Origin of the sequence: Enterococcus sp. DIV1315a (assembly GCF_051712325.1) — a bacterium.
Taxonomy (GTDB): Bacteria; Bacillota; Bacilli; order Lactobacillales; family Enterococcaceae; genus Enterococcus; species Enterococcus faecalis.
Window position 1 is genome coordinate 657,578 of the sequence record NZ_JBIOOS010000001.1, and the last position, 16,701, is coordinate 674,278.

19 protein-coding genes and 1 other annotated feature are annotated in these 16,701 nt (G+C 38.1%); of the genes, 11 read left to right on the forward strand and 8 right to left on the reverse strand.

Features of this window, described 5'->3' with window-relative positions:
* Positions 1–3: 3 nt before the first annotated feature.
* The 6 genes from fni to IGJ03_RS03170 all read right to left on the reverse strand — a co-directional run bounded on the left by fni (position 4) and on the right by IGJ03_RS03170 (position 6,054).
* Positions 4–1,047, reverse strand: coding sequence for a type 2 isopentenyl-diphosphate Delta-isomerase (fni, locus tag IGJ03_RS03145; RefSeq protein ID WP_375804806.1), 1,044 nt, complete (start codon positions 1,045–1,047; stop codon positions 4–6).
* Positions 1,031–2,137, reverse strand: coding sequence for a phosphomevalonate kinase (locus IGJ03_RS03150; RefSeq protein ID WP_002355777.1), 1,107 nt, complete (start codon positions 2,135–2,137; stop codon positions 1,031–1,033). The genes fni and IGJ03_RS03150 overlap by 17 nt, the downstream gene beginning before the upstream one ends.
* A 2-nt stretch (positions 2,138–2,139) precedes the next feature.
* A complete protein-coding gene (gene mvaD, locus IGJ03_RS03155; RefSeq protein WP_002355778.1) occupies positions 2,140–3,135 on the reverse strand; it encodes a diphosphomevalonate decarboxylase in 996 nt (331 codons plus the stop codon).
* On the reverse strand, positions 3,135–4,079 hold the full coding sequence (gene mvk, locus IGJ03_RS03160) for a mevalonate kinase (RefSeq protein WP_002355780.1): 945 nt from the start codon (positions 4,077–4,079) through the stop codon (positions 3,135–3,137). The genes mvaD and mvk overlap by 1 nt, the downstream gene beginning before the upstream one ends.
* A 269-nt stretch (positions 4,080–4,348) precedes the next feature.
* A complete protein-coding gene (locus tag IGJ03_RS03165) occupies positions 4,349–4,984 on the reverse strand; it encodes a pentapeptide repeat-containing protein (protein WP_033592709.1) in 636 nt (211 codons plus the stop codon).
* Complete coding sequence (locus tag IGJ03_RS03170) at positions 4,981–6,054, reverse strand: FUSC family protein (RefSeq protein WP_002355782.1); 1,074 nt, start codon at positions 6,052–6,054, stop codon at positions 4,981–4,983. Before IGJ03_RS03170 ends, IGJ03_RS03165 begins: the two co-directional genes overlap by 4 nt.
* Positions 6,055–6,297: 243 nt before the next feature.
* Between IGJ03_RS03170 and opp1A the strand changes: the two genes are divergently transcribed.
* Complete coding sequence (gene opp1A, locus IGJ03_RS03175) at positions 6,298–7,968, forward strand: oligopeptide ABC transporter substrate-binding protein Opp1A (RefSeq protein WP_101731802.1); 1,671 nt, start codon at positions 6,298–6,300, stop codon at positions 7,966–7,968.
* A gap of 78 nt (positions 7,969–8,046) precedes the next feature.
* Here opp1A and IGJ03_RS03180 read toward each other — a convergent pair whose 3' ends face one another.
* On the reverse strand, positions 8,047–8,397 hold the full coding sequence (locus tag IGJ03_RS03180; RefSeq protein WP_002355784.1) for a DUF3899 domain-containing protein: 351 nt from the start codon (positions 8,395–8,397) through the stop codon (positions 8,047–8,049).
* Positions 8,398–8,487: 90 nt separating this feature from the next.
* Between IGJ03_RS03180 and opp1B the strand changes: the two genes are divergently transcribed.
* From opp1B to rplT, 8 genes are all read left to right on the forward strand, one after another.
* Positions 8,488–9,429, forward strand: coding sequence for an oligopeptide ABC transporter permease Opp1B (gene opp1B / locus IGJ03_RS03185; protein ID WP_002381304.1), 942 nt, complete (start codon positions 8,488–8,490; stop codon positions 9,427–9,429).
* The gene (gene opp1C, locus IGJ03_RS03190) at positions 9,429–10,481 is read left to right on the forward strand and encodes an oligopeptide ABC transporter permease Opp1C (RefSeq protein ID WP_002355787.1); all 1,053 of its coding nucleotides are present in this window, start codon (positions 9,429–9,431) and stop codon (positions 10,479–10,481) included. Before opp1B ends, opp1C begins: the two co-directional genes overlap by 1 nt.
* Before the next feature lie 9 nt (positions 10,482–10,490).
* Positions 10,491–11,549, forward strand: coding sequence for an oligopeptide ABC transporter ATP-binding protein Opp1D (gene opp1D / locus IGJ03_RS03195; RefSeq protein ID WP_002355794.1), 1,059 nt, complete (start codon positions 10,491–10,493; stop codon positions 11,547–11,549).
* On the forward strand, positions 11,549–12,505 hold the full coding sequence (gene opp1F / locus IGJ03_RS03200; protein WP_002361357.1) for an oligopeptide ABC transporter ATP-binding protein Opp1F: 957 nt from the start codon (positions 11,549–11,551) through the stop codon (positions 12,503–12,505). Before opp1D ends, opp1F begins: the two co-directional genes overlap by 1 nt.
* A 40-nt stretch (positions 12,506–12,545) precedes the next feature.
* On the forward strand, positions 12,546–13,616 hold the full coding sequence (locus IGJ03_RS03205; protein ID WP_002355796.1) for an RNA-guided endonuclease TnpB family protein: 1,071 nt from the start codon (positions 12,546–12,548) through the stop codon (positions 13,614–13,616).
* Positions 13,617–13,829: 213 nt separating this feature from the next.
* Positions 13,830–13,961: a sequence feature (ribosomal protein L20 leader region), on the forward strand.
* Between the two features lie 54 nt (positions 13,962–14,015).
* On the forward strand, positions 14,016–14,537 hold the full coding sequence (gene infC / locus IGJ03_RS03210) for a translation initiation factor IF-3 (RefSeq protein ID WP_002355797.1): 522 nt from the start codon (positions 14,016–14,018) through the stop codon (positions 14,535–14,537).
* A gap of 113 nt (positions 14,538–14,650) precedes the next feature.
* Entirely contained in the window at positions 14,651–14,851 is a 201-nt protein-coding gene (gene rpmI / locus IGJ03_RS03215; RefSeq protein WP_002355798.1) for a 50S ribosomal protein L35, read from the forward strand.
* Between the two features lie 60 nt (positions 14,852–14,911).
* A complete protein-coding gene (rplT, locus tag IGJ03_RS03220) occupies positions 14,912–15,271 on the forward strand; it encodes a 50S ribosomal protein L20 (RefSeq protein WP_002355799.1) in 360 nt (119 codons plus the stop codon).
* A gap of 47 nt (positions 15,272–15,318) precedes the next feature.
* Here rplT and IGJ03_RS03225 read toward each other — a convergent pair whose 3' ends face one another.
* Positions 15,319–15,699: an MmcQ/YjbR family DNA-binding protein gene (locus IGJ03_RS03225; RefSeq protein WP_002393469.1), complete on the reverse strand. Its 381-nt coding sequence runs from the start codon at positions 15,697–15,699 to the stop codon at positions 15,319–15,321.
* 67 nt (positions 15,700–15,766) lie between these two features.
* Here IGJ03_RS03225 and IGJ03_RS03230 point away from each other — a divergent pair, with 67 nt between their 5' ends.
* Both IGJ03_RS03230 and IGJ03_RS03235 read left to right on the forward strand, forming a co-directional pair.
* Positions 15,767–16,126, forward strand: coding sequence for a DUF1304 domain-containing protein (locus IGJ03_RS03230; protein ID WP_002361363.1), 360 nt, complete (start codon positions 15,767–15,769; stop codon positions 16,124–16,126).
* Between the two features lie 67 nt (positions 16,127–16,193).
* On the forward strand, positions 16,194–16,688 hold the full coding sequence (locus tag IGJ03_RS03235; RefSeq protein ID WP_002383352.1) for a GNAT family N-acetyltransferase: 495 nt from the start codon (positions 16,194–16,196) through the stop codon (positions 16,686–16,688).
* Positions 16,689–16,701 lie beyond the last annotated feature (13 nt).

Here is a 16,701-nt window from a genome sequence, read left to right on the forward strand (position 1 = left end):
TCTTTAACGTTTTGCGAAAACAGTGCTGTCGATACCACGGTTATGACACCAATTAACTAAAACTGGATCGAGGATAAGTGCGGTACTCGTCAATTCTTCTGTCGTCTTTTTTCCTAAAAGAGTATAAAGCATTTTCACTTCTTCTTGCCATTGCTGTACAAGGGCTAGGGTATTTTCTAAACCATTTTTACTCATAAGGGAAGCTAAGATAGTCCCAGCAACTCCCATGCTTTTGGCACCTAAAGCGAGTCCTTTGACAATATCAAGAGAGTTACGCACACCGCCAGAGCCAAGAATAGTTAGTTTCTTTTGCCAATTTTGTGATTCCAGAAGAGAGATGACCGTTGACTGCCCCCAATCATCTAAGAAAGAAAGTTCTCGTTTCTTCCGCCGGGCATTTTCAATTTGTGTAAAACTCGTTCCGCCTTGGCCGCTCACATCCGCTGCTTGAACGCCGATAGAGGTGAGTTTTTCTAAGGTTTCATGGCTCATGCCAAAGCCAACCTCTTTGACAATGACAGGCACTTCTACGGCCTGTACGATAGCTTCAATCTTGGTTAGCCAATTAGTGAAATCACGATCTCCTTCAGGCATGACCAATTCTTGGGGCACATTTACATGGATTTGTAAGGCATTCGCTTGAAATAAATCAAGCGCTCGCTTTGCTTCTTCCACACCCAAGCCTGCACCAATATTGGCAAAAATGAGTCCATCTGGGTTTTCTTTTCGCATAATTTGATACGTATCCGCTAAACTAGCATCTTTTAACGCTGCCGAGACAGATCCTGTCGCAACTAAAAGGCCAGTTTCTTTGGCAATAATGCCTAATTGCTGATTAATTTCTTTTGCACGCTGACTACCACCTGTCATTGCATTGACATAAAAAGGTTGGGGAAGCTGAAAAGAAAGAAACGAAGTGGAAATATCCACTTCGTTAACAGCGGATTCAGCAAACGATTGGTGAACAAAACGCACACGATCAAAGTCATTACTTTTTTCTTTGTGGAACGCTTTAGCTAATGATAGATGTTCATCTTTTCGATTCATGCTTCTCCTTACACTCCTTTTGACCATAGGTATAGACGTGAAGTGGCAGTGGGGTAATTCCGTCTTTTTCCCAAGCAGTCATTAATGGTAAAATCCCAGATTTTTGGCGGAAAATTACAATCCCACAATCGCCCCCGCCAGCGCCAGAAGATTTCGCAGCTCCTGTATAAGATTCAGCCAAATCACAAAGATTTTTCAAGGCTTCTGTTTCGATTACCACACCAGTCAGTGAAGATAATTCGGCGAGCAATTGGCGATTTTTAGTAATTTGTTTTTGAATAACAGAAATTTTTCCTGTGTTAAAGCCATTAATCATTGTTTCGACACAAAGCCGACTTTTCATTAAGAACTGCTCATAAGCCGCTTGTTTTTCTTCTTTTGATTGATGAACTCGATCAACTAAGTCTGAAGTGGACGCAGGACTACCTGTCCAACCAATTAGTAAACGTAGTTGTTTCGGTACTTTTAACGGAAAAATCATTAATTCAGGCCAGTCCATTGCTAACAAATCAGTTAATGTTTCAGTGGCTACTTTTTGATTGACCCAATCATGATCGAAGGTTGAAAAGGCAATCCAGCCCCCGTAACAGCTGGCGGCGATATCTCCGCAAGAACCATTTCCTTGAACGGCTAAGTGAGCTAATGCTGATAATTTGAAAATTTCCTCATTTTCCAAACCTAAGTCATAAAAAATATTCAAGGCTTTGACAGTTCCAACGGTTACTGCACCGCTTGAACCAAGACCATATTTTCGTCCATTTGAACTATCTAATTCACTCGTCACTTTTAAATGATAAAATGACAATTCTTTGTTTTGCTCTTGCGCATATTTTTCAGTTAGATGAATCGCCGCTAGAACATAATGAAAAGGATTTTCGCGAATATCTAATACGAGCTCACCATTTCGGCGTGTCCAACGAATAGGTAAAGAGCTGTATTGTGCAGATTGAATACTGCCTTCATCTGTTGTTTCTTCGACAGTTACAGTTACGAATTGATCCACAGCAACGATAATGGCAGGGTGGCCAGGTTCAACAACGGCATATTCTCCTGCAATAAATAACTTTCCTGGCGTAGTAACTTCAATCATGCTTATTTATCCATTCCTTTCGTTTCAAACAATTCAATTCCGGGACCAGCAAAAGCTGGGACTAACTGCTCTTTTGAAAAATGTTCACTTAAAAATGTTTTTAATGCTTCTAAGTTTTTCTTTTCGACTAAGACCTTGACATTCGGACCTGCATCCATTGTAAAGTAACAAGGAATTCCTTTGGCCCGTGCTTGGCGAACTAAAGCCATCGCTTGTAAACTGCCTGGGGACCAGTAAGTAAATGGAGGGACAGCGCCTAAGGTTGTTCCATGCATCCTTAACCCATTGGCTTCAATGATTTCTCCTAAACGAGGGAAGTCTTTTGTTTTAATTGCTTCATGAACTTGGGATAAATCTTTTTCCACATTGTCCAACCAACCTTGATAAAAGCTAGAAGTTTCTACTGTTCGTTTCATTCCATCACGGCTGGAAACATCTTTTTCGCCATCATTAATTAAGATAAATAGCATGGCCAATTCGTTTTCCCAATTATTGGCTGGAATATTTTCAGCAAACGACGTTTCATCAGAGTGGCCTTTGTTCCATTGAGCAAAACCACCAAAAATACTACGACAAGCAGAACCTGAACCACGTCGCGCTAAACGTGATAAGTCTTTTGCTGAAAGATTTAATCCTAAGGCTACGTTACAGGCCCCTGCTAAAGCAGCTAGACCACTCGCTGAAGAAGCCAAACCAGCTGCAGTAGGCACAAAATTTTGACTTTCTACTTTTGCAAACCAAGTACAATCGGCTTGTTGACGAACAAGGTTCAAAAATTCTTTGACTTTTTTTGTTTGTTTTTCGTTTTGCAAGATACCATCTAAAATAAATACATCTTCTGAATAATGGGCATCAAATGTCACAGTTGTTTCTGTGTAAAAGGCATCTAATGTTAATGATAAACTACTATTCATTGGTAAAATGTATTCTTCATTGGCTTTTCCCCAATATTTAATCAGAGCAATATTTGTATGCGCTCGTGCTTTTCCTGAAAGCATTACTTTTTCACCTCTAATGATTGAATCCATGTAGCAACAGCTCCATTTTCTTCTAAAGTCTGTGCAATGGTTTGTGCGGTCTTTTTATTATCTGTTAAGGCAATCATACAGCCACCGCGACCGCCACCGGTTAATTTTGCTCCTAGAGCGCCATGTTCTAAAGAGAGAGCCACTAGTCGATCCAGCATATCGTTGCTGACGGTTAATTGCTGGAGTTGCTCTTGCGCTAACGTCATTAGCTGACCTAATTTTTGTTTATCATCTTGTAAAATTGCTTGCTTTGCTTCTTTAGTAAAAGAACCTAATTGTTTCATTGTTTCAGCGATTGCTGTGGGATTATTTTGAGCTAGCTGCGCAATGTCTTTCACGGCTTCACGTGTTTGACCTTTAATTCCCGTATCAGCTACTACTAAGTAGGCATTAGATAAATTCATCGAGAAATGTGTGGGCGGAAATCCTCTAGTAAAAAATAAGGGATCAGCGCCGCTTGTTGCTGCGGCATCGATACCACTAGGATTGCCATGAGCAATTTTCTCACTTAAGGAAACAAGCTCAAACAATTCTTGATATGTATAAGCGTAATCAAAATAATCAAAAAGGCTTCGAACGATGGCCACAGCGGTTGCTGCGCTTGAGCCCATTCCTCGTTCAGCGGGAATCGTACTTGTTAAGGTCAAAGTGCCTTTAAACGTATCTTCCTTTAAAAAATGTAAGGTTTGCTGAACAACTTCCTTGATATTTGCTAGCTCTTGGGGCACGTCTTCAAGCAATCCTGTAAAATATGCACAATCTATCTGCATAGTTTTTGCCGGGGTAAAGACGGCTGTGATTTCTGTCGCTTGAAAAGGAAAGGCGATTGCTGGTTCGCCGTAAACAACGGCGTGTTCCCCCATTAAAATGATTTTTCCCGTCGCTTGACCGAGGCCTTGTTTTTTTATATTCATTCACTGACATTCCTTTTGAGTAGAATCGAGTATAGGACAAAAGACGTTCTTGGATTAGAAGAACGTTTGTCATAATCTCTTCATGATTTATAGGAAATGATTCCAAAAGTTTCTCTTGTTCCAAAAAAAGAGATTGCTTAACCTAAGATAGTTTACCTAAAAATAAGGCACAAGTAAAATGGTTCCGTTGGTTTTTCCAAAAAATTAATAACAATTTAATAAGAAAGAACCGACAGAACCAGTTATTCGGCTATTTTTTTAAAATTTTCTTAGGTAATCACCAAACCAAGGGCACTTGCCAAATAAATGGCTTGTTCAGGGGTGACTTTAAGACCTGATAAATAGTTTGGTGAGAAAGTCAAGCGTTCAAAGGTGTTTTGGGAAAAATCCAATCCTTTTAAAGAAGTATTTAGCCAATTACTTTCGGTTAAATCGCAAGCTTCTAGCAGGAGTTTCTTCCAGGTGACCTCGAAAAATTCACTTTCGACTAAACGTGTCTGATTAAAGTGAACAAGATTAAAATTTGCAAAACGAAAAGAAACATAATCGGCTTTGCAATCCTCAAATAGGCAATCTTTTAAATAGCTATCTGCAAAATTCGTTCCTGTCAAATTGCAACGAAGGAAAGTCACTCGATGAAAACTACCAGACAGCCATTCGACGTTAGAAAAATCGCAAGCTTCAAAACGCACATTACTACAATCAAAAGAAGCAAACTGGCCATTTGCTAATGAAAGATGATCGAAAACAGCATCCCGAAAGACTAAGTTACGAACTTCTTGATTCGGTAAATCAATCTGCTGATACAAATGATTTTCTAAGATTGCCTCATCTTCTAATTGACAGTTCGTTAATAGAGGAAGTTGTTCTGGTAGATTTGGTGGCAAGGGATAAGTTATTTTCATAAAACGCCTCTTTCTTCTTGTTGATTTTCAAAGGTTTCATCAATTGAGTAGGCCCGATTATAGAAACGTAGCGCAGTTGTGAAAACATAAGCGCCGGCAAAACCAAGTAAACTACCTAACACAATCCCGACTAATCGATAGTTTAAAAGATTACTAATGACTTGCTGTCGTGCAAGATTTGATAATAATAAGGACATCGGGGTAATAAAAAAGCTGGCAATCGCATAGTTTCTGTTAATGAATCCTTCAAAAGCTGCATATAGAATACTAATGATACCGATTGTTTGTAAAGGTGTAAAGGGAATCATTAATAAAATTGCAGAAAGCAACAACCCAAGACTCGTACCTAGAATCCGTTGCACATTTCGCTGCATCACAGAATGTAAATTTTCCCCTTGTAAAATGGCTGCGCAAGTAAACGTCATCCAATAAGCGTTGACTAAATGAAGCGATTGACTTAAATAAGCCGCTAAAAATAAAATGGCCGCATAATGCAAAGCATCTAATAAAGAAGCGGGATCAATATAAAGTCGTTCTTGAAGAGACATCCGTTTTTGAAAAACGTAGGGGCGCTTGTCGATGAAATGAAGCACAATGCCCATGATAATGCCGGTCACTACTCCTAAAAGAACAAAACTGGCCATGATGGGAATCTTATGTAAAGGAAAATTGTTGCTTGTTCCCATTGCGGTTGACATGATAACTAACAAAGCACCAGGCTTCTCAATGCCATACAATCTAAAAAGTAAGCGTGCAAGAAAAGCGACGATGGCAATTGTAATGGGAATCAACCAAGGTACATGGTGACTTAGCATTCCTAAGCTGTTGCCCAGAACAATAAAAAAGCCAACAATATTCAGTCTGCGCAATAATTGGGGCAAAGGAAGCGGCTGATAATAAATAAACGTATAAATGCCCATCGAGCCAAAGGTCCCAATGAGTAAATTATTGGAAAAATAACCAATTAATAATGGAATTGCCATACAAATTGCGACACCAACTAACCGAAATAATTCGTCATTTGCTTTATCAATAGCAAACAAATCCTTTAAAAACGTAGAATTTTTCATATTTTGTCACTCCTTTACTTCCTAATTTACCATAATGTTTAGAAAACTGACAAAAGAATTGCAATAAAAGACAGGAAGAAAAAGAGTGGTTTCTGATAGGAAGAGAAGAAAAATTAAAAAAAGTTAACATTTTGACTTGCAATTTTAATATGAAAAATGTAAGATATATTCCATAGCAATAAATAATTATTAAATTCTGATTTTTCAGAAAATACAGATTGCATTATTTTAGGAGGCAACACTATGAAATTGAAAAAGTCATTAACATTCGGTGTGATTACATTATTTAGCGTAACAACTTTAGCGGCTTGTGGAGGCGGCGGAACGTCAGATAGCTCAAGCGCGTCTGGTGGCGGTAAGGCAAGTGGCGAACAAGTTTTACGTGTCACAGAACAACAAGAAATGCCAACAGCTGATTTATCACTAGCAACAGACAGAATTAGTTTTATTGCATTAAATAATGTATATGAAGGAATTTATCGTTTAGACAAAGATAACAAAGTCCAACCTGCAGGTGCAGCGGAAAAAGCAGAAGTTTCTGAAGATGGACTAACATACAAAATTAAATTAAATAAAGATGCAAAATGGTCAGACGGTAAACCAGTGACTGCTAATGACTATGTTTACGGATGGCAACGAACAGTTGATCCAGCGACAGCTTCTGAATATGCTTATCTGTATGCCTCTGTAAAAAATGGTGATGCCATTGCTAAAGGGGAAAAAGATAAATCAGAATTAGGAATTAAAGCAGTCAGTGATACAGAATTAGAAATCACTCTAGAAAAAGCAACACCATACTTTGATTACTTATTAGCTTTCCCATCATTCTTCCCGCAACGTCAAGATATTGTGGAAAAATATGGTAAAAATTATGCATCAAACAGCGAAAGTGCTGTCTACAATGGTCCATTCGTCTTAGACGGCTTTGATGGTCCTGGTACAGATACAAAATGGTCATTCAAGAAAAACGATCAATATTGGGATAAAGACACAGTGAAACTGGACTCAGTAGATGTGAATGTCGTGAAAGAATCACCAACTGCGTTGAACTTGTTCCAAGATGGACAAACAGACGATGTCGTTCTTTCTGGTGAATTAGCCCAACAAATGGCCAATGACCCAGCTTTTGTTAGTCAAAAAGAAGCATCAACACAATATATGGAACTAAATCAACGTGATGAAAAATCACCATTTAGAAATGCGAACTTACGTAAAGCAATTTCTTACTCAATCGACCGTAAAGCGTTAGTTGAATCAATCTTAGGGGATGGTTCTATCGAGCCAAACGGTTTAGTACCAGCAGATATGGCAAAAGACCCAAGTGGCGGCAAAGACTTTGCTAAAGAAGCAGGTAGTCAAATTGAATATGATACGAAAAAAGCTAAAGAATACTGGGAAAAAGCGAAAAAAGAATTGGGGATTTCAACCTTAACAATGGATATTCTTTCTTCAGATGCAGATTCTTCTAAGAAAACAGTTGAATTTGTTCAAGGGTCAATTCAAGATGCTTTAGATGGTGTGAAGGTAACGGTTAGTCCGGTTCCATTCTCTGTTCGTTTAGATCGTTCAAACAAAGGCGACTTTGATGCAGTAATCGGTGGTTGGAGTGCTGACTATGCTGATCCAAGTAGTTTCTTAGACTTATTTGCTTCAGATAACTCATATAACCGTGGACGTTATAACAATGCAGAGTTTGACAAGTTAGTGAAAGCAGCAAGTAGCGCAGATGCGACAAATCCTGAAAAACGTTGGGATGATATGTTAAATGCAGAGAAAACGATTATGGGAGACATGGGTGTGGTACCATTATTCCAAAAATCAGAAGCGCATTTACGTGCTGAAAAAGTCAAAGATGTCGCAGTTCATCCTGCTGGCGCAACGTATGACTACAAATGGGCATACATTTCAGAATAACTTGACAAAAGATCGATAGCAAACAAAAAAGGACCTTTGCCATGGAATAAAAGGCAACGGTCCTCTTGCTATCTTGTCTTAGACCAAGTAAAATAGTAGAAAGCCTAAAGACAGAATCAGTAAGATGCCCCCAGTTTTTAGCCAGAAAGAGCGATGTGCATCGCCAATGACTGAAAGCGGGATAAACTCTTTCGGTTCATTTTTCTTTTTAAAACGAAACGCGTTTTTCATTGAGCGCTGAAAGTTATCGAAAAAGCCAGAGGACATAATCCATAAAGCAATGCCGATAATTAAAAAGAAAAGCGAAACGATAAAGAAGGTATCTGATAATGAGGAGGTAGTGATAGGTTCTTTACTTATTAATAAGTAAAGAAAAATGCCGATACTGGAAATAACGGCTGTAATAATTGGCCATTTAAAAGTTTTCATGTGTTCACCCTATCTATTATTGTGGTCTATCTAGTCATTACTTTAACGAAAATAACTGAGGAAGTCAAAAAAATCTCGGAGGTGTCATTATTGAATAGTTTTGGAAAATATTTTCTTAAACGGATCTTTTTCATGATTATCACTTTGTGGTTAATCGCAACGATTACGTTTTTCTTAATGCAATTATTACCAGGTACGCCTTATACCAACCAAGAAAAACTTAGTCCAGAAACAATCGCTATGTTGAATAAACAATCTGGCTTAGATAAACCAGTGATTGTTCAATACGGAATTTACTTAAAGAACCTGGTAACAGGAGACTTTGGTATTTCATTCCAATTTAAAAACCAACCTGTTGCTAAGTTATTAGCTGGTCGAATTGGGCCGTCCCTTCAACTGGGAGGACAAGCGATTATCTTTGGTACGTTAGTCGGTATTTTATTGGGGATTATCGCAGCGATGCGTCAAAATACTTGGGTAGATACGTTGGCAACATTGTTAGCCATTTTAGGTCGTTCTATTCCAAACTTTGTTTTCGCGGTATTATTACAATACATTTTTGCAATGAAATTAAGAATCTTACCAATTGCTATGTGGAATGGTTTTGCATACACAATCTTGCCAACTATTGCCTTGGCAATGAGTCCAATGGCCGATTCGGCTAGGTTTATTCGAACCGAGATGGTAGAGGTCTTGCATAGTGATTATGTCGAATTAGCCAAAGCAAAAGGCTTGAGTCGCTGGCAAGTTGCATTCCGCCACGGGTTAAGAAACAGTTTAATTCCATTGATTACCTTATTAGGACCTTTAGCCGTTGGTTTAATGACAGGTTCTTTAGTAGTAGAAAATATTTTTGCCATCCCTGGAATTGGGGAACAGTTTGTAAAATCAATTATGACAAACGACTATCCAACAATTATGGCAGTAACTATTTTGTATTCAACAATGTTAGTTGTTGTAATTCTGATTGTTGACTTACTTTATGGTTTAATTGATCCAAGAATTCGCGTATCAGGAGGTGCAAAAGGCTAATGGAAACAGTCAATAAAAATAATCTACCACAAGCGATTAAAGATATTCCGGCAGATGAGTTTCAGCCTCTAAACACTTCAACTCTAAAAGAAAGAGAGCGTATTGCCACACCGTCTTTAAGTTTCTTACAAGACTCATGGCGTCGTTTGAAAAAGAATAAAGCTGCAGTTATCTCAATGAGTTTCTTAGCAGTTATTATCTTTATCTCTATTATTACCATTTGGGTTTCACCACATAACCCAACGAAACAAAATGTTTCTTACATTAACTTACCACCACGAATTCCTGGCTTGGAAAGCGTGAATGGTTTAAATGGTAAAACAACAGTTGCTGGTCAATTAGTTGATAAATATGCACAAGCAAACGTTCCAGATAACGTAAACTTTTATCTAGGAACAGATGGTTTAGGTCGTGATGTCCTAAGTCGTTTATTTATGGGAACACGTATTTCCTTATTAATTGCGTTTATCGCGGCGATTCTAGATATTACGATTGGGGTAACGTATGGACTGATTTCCGGGTTAGTCGGCGGTCGTGTCGATACAGTGATGCAACGTATTTTAGAAGTTCTTTCTGGTATTCCTAACTTAGTTGTTATGATCTTGATGCTAACAGTCTTTGATCCAGGGATTGTTTCGATTGTTTTAGCCATGGTTATTACAAACTGGATATCAATGGCCAGGATTGTGCGAGCCCAGACCATGAAACTAAAAGACCAAGAGTTTGTCATGGCAGCAGAAACATTGGGCGAATCTCGTTGGAAAATTGCTATTAAACATATTTTACCGAATATCTCAAGTGTCATTATTGTCCAAATGATGTTCAGTATCCCATCGGCAATTTTCTTTGAAGCGTTCCTAAGTTTTATTGGGTTAGGCTTACGTCCACCAACCGCATCTTTAGGAACCTTGTTAAACGAAGGATACAAAACTTTCCGTTTCCTTCCATATTTAATGTGGATTCCAGCGGCAACACTTTCAGTTATCATGATTTGTTTCAACTTGTTAGCTGATGGTTTACGTGACGCATTTGATCCTAAGATGAAAGAGTAAGAGTGGTGAATGACTATGGAAAAAGTATTAGAAGTTAAAGACTTAAGAATCTCCTTTGATACATTTGCAGGTAAAGTCAACGCCATTCGTGGTGTGAGTTTTGATCTTTATAAAGGTGAAACGTTAGCCATCGTAGGTGAATCAGGGAGTGGTAAATCTGTTACAACTCGCAGTATTATGCGTTTGTTGAGCAGTAATGCCAATATTGATAACGGGGAAATTTTGTTTAAAGGGCAAGATATTGTTCATAAAACAGAAAAACAAATGCAAGCCATTCGTGGTAAAGAAATCGCAATGATTTTCCAAGATCCGATGACTTCATTAGACCCAACGATGCCAATTGGCAAACAAGTGGCGGAATCATTAATCAAACATAATAAAGTCTCAAAAAAAGAAGGCTTAGCGCAAGCATTAGAATTACTAAAATTAGTCGGCATTCCTAATGCTGAAAAACGTTTGAAAAACTATCCGCACCAATTTTCTGGTGGACAACGTCAACGGATTGTCATTGCAATTGCTTTAATTTGTTATCCAGAAGTTCTAATTGCAGATGAACCAACTACAGCGTTGGATGTAACCATCCAAGCACAAATTTTAGAGTTATTAAAAGACTTACAAGAAAAAATTAGCACTTCGATTATTTTCATTACCCATGATTTAGGGGTAGTAGCGAACGTGGCTGACCGTGTCGCTGTCATGTACGGTGGACGTCTGGTTGAAGTGGGAACAGCAGAAGAAATTTTCTATAATCCACAACATCCATATACTTGGGGACTTTTAGGGTCAATGCCAACGATGGAAGGAACAGAAGACAAACTTTATGCGATTCCAGGTTCACCTCCAGATTTATTAGATCCACCAACTGGAGATGCCTTCTATCCACGGAATGAGTTTGCTTTAAAAATTGATACAGAAAAAGAACCACCTTATTTTGAAGTATCACCGACACACAAAGCAGCAACGTGGTTATTAGCACCACAAGCACCAAAAGTTACGCCTCCAGCAGAGATTGTTCGTCGTTGGGCAATTTATGCAGAGCGTCAAAAAAATCCAGGAGGTAGTAATTAATGGCAGAAGAGAAAAAAGTCCTATTAGAAGTCACTGGTTTGAAACAGTATTTCAATGTTGGTCGTAAAGACGAAGTAAAAGCCATTGATGACATTAGTTTTCATATTTTTGAAGGCGAAACCTTTGGATTAGTTGGCGAATCAGGAAGTGGAAAATCAACAACTGGTCGCAGTGTCATTCGTTTATATGATCCAACTGCTGGTGAAATTCTTTTCGATGGAAAAGACATTAGCAAAATTAAATCAAAAGCGGACATGCAAGCATTCCGCCGCGATGTTCAAATGATCTTCCAAGATCCATATGCTTCATTGAATCCAAGAATGAAAGTCAATGATATTATTGCTGAAGGAATCGATGTCAATGGATTAGCTAAAACACCAAAAGAGCGGGAAGAAAAAGTCAATGAACTTTTAAAAACGGTGGGATTAAATCCAAGTCACAGTACGCGTTATCCTCATGAGTTTTCTGGTGGGCAACGTCAACGGATTGGGATTGCTCGTGCTTTAGCGGTTAATCCACGTTTCATTATCTGTGATGAGCCGATTTCGGCTTTGGATGTGTCGATTCAAGCTCAAGTAGTAAACTTATTACAAGATTTACAAAAAGAACAAGGCTTAACTTACTTGTTTATTGCACATGACTTATCGATGGTAAAACATATCAGTGACCGAATTGGCGTAATGCACAGTGGGAAATTATTGGAAATGGGCACAAGTGATGATGTCTATAATTTCGGCGTTCATCCTTATACAGAAAGTTTACTTTCTGCGATTCCATTACCAGATCCAGACTATGAACGCACACGTAAACGGATCGTTTACCAGCCTGCAGCGGCAGATGGGAAAGATCGTGAGCTCCGTGAAATTCTCAATGGACACTATGTTTATTGTGCTGAAGACGAAGTTGCAATGTACCGTGAAAAAATTGAAGAGAAGAAAAGAAAAGCTGGTTTATAACCAGCTTCTTTTCTAACTATCTTGGTAGGGTGGTTATGAGATGAAGGCTCTGAAAGCTTATAAATACAGACTTTATCCAACCTCAAAACAAGAAGAGTTTATTCAAAAAACATTTTCTTGTGTTCGATTGGTGTATAATTTAATGTTACAAGACCGGATTGATATCTACAAAGAGATGCGAAAAAATCCTCAACAAACGTTTAAAATGCCAACGCCAGCTAAATATAAGAAACAATACCCTGTCCTCAGAGAAGTTGATAGTTTAGCCTTGGCAAATGCACAAGTTTATTTGGATCGAGCCTTTAAAAATTTTTATCGGGAAAAAGGGATGGGCTTTCCAAAAAAGAAAAAGAAAGAAACGGTGCATTCCTACACTACGAACAATCAACATGGCACGGTCAAAATTTTGGATAATCGTTATTTGAAAGTACCTAAATTGAAATCTTTAATTAAAATGAAGGTACACCGCCAACCGCTGGGGGAGATAAAATCTGTAACTATTTCTATGAGTGCGAGTCACAATTATTATGTTTCCATTTTGTGTGAAGCGCCGATTGAAACGAAAACAAAGCAACAAAAAATGGTGGGAATTTGTAGCAGTAGGGAAAAATTTGCGCTGCTTTCGAATGGTGAAAGCTTCGAAAAAAGCTATTGTTCAAAGCATTTAAAGCAAAAACTACGTCAAGAAGAACGAAAATTAAACAAGCGTAAAATGATTGCTTTAGAAAAAGGTGTCGATCTTTCGCAAGCAAAAAATTATCAAAAACAAAAAATAAAAGTCGCAAAAATTCGCGAAAAAATAGCCAACCAACGGACGGATATTTTAAACAAAATTACAACGGAATTGGTTTCAAGTTACGATGTTATTTGTATTGAAAAAGCCCATCACAGTAATGAGCGGCCGCCAAAACATGATCGTTCTGAACTAGCTTGGTCTTTATTTTTAGCTAAACTGTTGTATAAAGCACAATGGTATGGCAAAGAACTCATTTGTATTGAGTCAGAGGAGATCGAAACAGAGTTGTCTTTTTCTGAAAGTACAGAAAATTCAGAGTATCTTAGAAGCCAAAAAATCTTAGAACGTGGCTTGTCTAAACGAGAAACCTTATAAATAGAAGAACTGTAGGGACTACAGGGATCGCCTAGGGGATAGAAAATGTACACCATGTGTTGAACCATTTGTTTCTAGGAAGTCACATTGGGACAGTCCACTAATTATTAATGATCAAAATACGAGTTCAAACGAATCTAGTGCTAGATTCGTTTTTTTTTGAGGAAATATATTGACAACTAGGATAATCTAAGGTAAACTAGTGAAGTTGAGAAATGAAAGCAGAAGCACCCGCTTCTCGCCTTAGTTGAGTATATCGCTGGGCTAGATAAAGTATTCCTTATTTTTTTTAGTAAGGCAGACTGTTGGCGGGTTCTGGATAGGAACCTGTTTTTTTATTGCATTTAGCAAACAAAGCAGACTTCCGTTAGGATTTTCTCTTAAAAATTTTGGAGGTGAATGACCATAGCAAAGGATATGATGGTTAACGACGGCATTCGTGCACGCGAGTTACGTTTGATCGGACAAGATGGTGAACAATTAGGTGTAAAAACCAAAGCAGAAGCATTACAAATCGCTGAATCTGCAAACTTGGATTTAGTACTTGTAGCGCCAGGAGCGAAACCACCAGTTGCGCGAATTATGGATTATGGAAAATTCCGTTTCGAACAACAAAAGAAAGAGCGTGAAGCTCGCAAGAAACAAAAAGTGATCAACGTCAAAGAAGTTCGTTTAAGTCCAACAATTGACGTAAATGACTTCAATACAAAACTTCGTAATGCGCGTAAGTTCTTAGAAAAAGGAGACAAAGTGAAAGCTTCTATCCGTTTCAAAGGCCGTGCCATTACCCATAAAGAGATTGGTCAGAAAGTTCTTGATCGCTTAGCTGAAGAAACTGCGGACATCGCCACAGTGGAACAAAAAGCGAAAATGGACGGACGCAGCATGTTTCTAACGCTGGCACCGAAAAACGACAAGTAAACGAAGAGACCGAACATTCGGACTTTTGGTAATTTCTACAAGAAGGATATTCGACAGTTGTGACTGTTAGAGTCTTTCACTTGAAGCAAAGATTTTGAGGAGGAAAATTAGTCATGCCAAAACAAAAAACACACCGCGGATTAGCAAAACGTGTAAAACGTACTGGTGGAGGCGGCTTAAAACGTGGCCGTGCCTTTACATCTCACCGTTTCCACGGTAAAACTAAAAAACAACGCCGTCAATTGCGTAAAGCAAGCATGGTTGCAAAAGGCGATTACAAACGTATCCGCCAACAATTAGCAAGAATGAAATAAAACAACTCGGTGACTTTTAGATTACCGTCAAGAGAAACAAGATATTAGGAGGAATTCAACATGGCACGTGTTAAAGGTGGAACAGTAACCCGTAAACGTCGTAAAAAAGTCCTTAAGTTAGCGAAAGGCTACTACGGATCAAAACATACTTTATTTAAATCAGCAAAAGAACAAGTAATGAACTCTTATTACTATGCATTCAGAGACCGTCGTCAAAAGAAACGTGACTTCCGTAAATTATGGATTGCACGTATCAACGCGGCAGCTCGCATGAATGGCTTAAGCTATTCTAAATTAATGCACGGTTTGAAATTGGCAGAGATTGATATCAACCGCAAAATGTTAGCTGACTTAGCCGTTAACGATGCAGCAGCATTTACAGCGTTAGCTGAACAAGCAAAAGACGCTTTAAGCAAATAAGCTTAAATAATCTTTCACACCCTACTCCTTGAGTAGGGTGTTTTTTTTTAATAACTCCGTTGGTAACTTTCATCTATAAATGAAAAAACTTGTGAGAGCGGAATTTCTTCAGAAAGACTTAACCAATGCTCTTTATTCATATGATAGGCAGGAAAATAGCCAGGTTGGTTCTTTAATAAGGCAATCAATTCAGGCGCAAGTTTAACGGTTAAAATAGTGAGCTGCTTATTCTCGGTAGCGCCGAGCAGTTGTGCATCCAGTGGCATAATTAAAGCAAACCATTTTGCATTTCTAGGATGACGAAAGACGAGATAGTCTGGGTGTTTTTCAAAAGGAAAATCGGGCGTTATCTGATAACGTTCTTGGATATAGGCGCTAATAGTTTCTTGAAAAGTCATAGGTTTCTTCCTTTCGTTAAGGCTAGGCATATCTATTTACATCATAGCAAAAATTACATAAAATTACTTCGTTCAAAGGAATGGGAGGAGGGAGCAGATGACATTAATTTCAACAATTTTAGTAACCTTGGTGGCTGTAGAATTTTTCTACATTATGTATTTAGAAACGATTGTACCAACATCTGAGACAACAAGCCGTGTTTTTAAAATGGATAGGCAAGAGTTACAAAGAAAATCAGTGACTACATTGTTTAAAAATCAAGGAATCTATAATGGACTAATCGGTGCAGGACTTATTTATAGTGTCTATTTTGCGCAAGCAACGATGGAGATGACAAAATTTTTATTGATTTATATTATTTTAGTGGCGGCGTACGGTAGCTTAACTAGTGATAAAAAAATCATTTTAACACAAGGCGGTTTAGCTATCGTGGCTTTGATTAGTTTACTTGTTTAGCCATCAGAGTTAATAGAGAGAGACAGTCAAATCGACAGAAAAAACACGGTTGATTTGACTATTTTTTATGGAATTGAGAGAGACAAAATGTGGTATACTTTGTTTATTAGATAGGGAGGAATTAAAAATGCTGAACCAAAAAGAAGTAAAAAAAAACGATTATCCTCAATTAATTTCTCTATGGCGTTCTTCAGTAGAAGCTACCCATTTGTTTTTGAGTCAGGCAGATATTGATAAAATCGAAGTAGTTTTACCTGATTATTTTCAACAAGTTCAATTAAGTATGTGGTTAAATGAAGAACAGAAATGTGTGGGCTTTAGTGGAACAAATCAACAAACGTTGGAAATGTTATTTATTGACCCAGTCTATTTTCGTAAAGGCTATGGTGGAGAAATTATCAAAAAGTTAATAGAGCAAGAATCAATTGTCTTTGTTGATGCCAATAAACAAAATGAAGGGGCTGTGAAGTTCTATCAATCTCAAGGGTTTCAAGTAATTGGTGAATCAAAGGAAGATCCTCAAGGAAATCCGTTTCCTATTTTACATATGAAACGGATATAGAAAAGAGGGAAGA

Excerpts from the sequence above, each read along its gene's own strand:
- fni (WP_375804806.1), bottom strand. The coding sequence starts at position 1,047 with ATGAATCGAAAAGATGAACATCTATCATTAGCTAAAGCGTTCCACAAA.
- IGJ03_RS03150 (WP_002355777.1), bottom strand. The coding sequence starts at position 2,137 with ATGATTGAAGTTACTACGCCAGGAAAGTTATTTATTGCAGGAGAATAT.
- mvaD (WP_002355778.1), bottom strand. The coding sequence starts at position 3,135 with ATGCTTTCAGGAAAAGCACGAGCGCATACAAATATTGCTCTGATTAAA.
- mvk (WP_002355780.1), bottom strand. The coding sequence starts at position 4,079 with ATGAATATAAAAAAACAAGGCCTCGGTCAAGCGACGGGAAAAATCATT.
- IGJ03_RS03165 (WP_033592709.1), bottom strand. The coding sequence starts at position 4,984 with ATGAAAATAACTTATCCCTTGCCACCAAATCTACCAGAACAACTTCCT.
- IGJ03_RS03170 (WP_002355782.1), bottom strand. The coding sequence starts at position 6,054 with ATGAAAAATTCTACGTTTTTAAAGGATTTGTTTGCTATTGATAAAGCA.
- opp1A (WP_101731802.1), top strand. The coding sequence starts at position 6,298 with ATGAAATTGAAAAAGTCATTAACATTCGGTGTGATTACATTATTTAGC.
- IGJ03_RS03180 (WP_002355784.1), bottom strand. The coding sequence starts at position 8,397 with ATGAAAACTTTTAAATGGCCAATTATTACAGCCGTTATTTCCAGTATC.
- opp1C (WP_002355787.1), top strand. The coding sequence starts at position 9,429 with ATGGAAACAGTCAATAAAAATAATCTACCACAAGCGATTAAAGATATT.
- opp1D (WP_002355794.1), top strand. The coding sequence starts at position 10,491 with ATGACTATGGAAAAAGTATTAGAAGTTAAAGACTTAAGAATCTCCTTT.
- opp1F (WP_002361357.1), top strand. The coding sequence starts at position 11,549 with ATGGCAGAAGAGAAAAAAGTCCTATTAGAAGTCACTGGTTTGAAACAG.
- IGJ03_RS03205 (WP_002355796.1), top strand. The coding sequence starts at position 12,546 with ATGAAGGCTCTGAAAGCTTATAAATACAGACTTTATCCAACCTCAAAA.
- infC (WP_002355797.1), top strand. The coding sequence starts at position 14,016 with ATGACCATAGCAAAGGATATGATGGTTAACGACGGCATTCGTGCACGC.
- rpmI (WP_002355798.1), top strand. The coding sequence starts at position 14,651 with ATGCCAAAACAAAAAACACACCGCGGATTAGCAAAACGTGTAAAACGT.
- rplT (WP_002355799.1), top strand. The coding sequence starts at position 14,912 with ATGGCACGTGTTAAAGGTGGAACAGTAACCCGTAAACGTCGTAAAAAA.
- IGJ03_RS03225 (WP_002393469.1), bottom strand. The coding sequence starts at position 15,699 with ATGCCTAGCCTTAACGAAAGGAAGAAACCTATGACTTTTCAAGAAACT.
- IGJ03_RS03230 (WP_002361363.1), top strand. The coding sequence starts at position 15,767 with ATGACATTAATTTCAACAATTTTAGTAACCTTGGTGGCTGTAGAATTT.
- IGJ03_RS03235 (WP_002383352.1), top strand. The coding sequence starts at position 16,194 with ATGGAATTGAGAGAGACAAAATGTGGTATACTTTGTTTATTAGATAGG.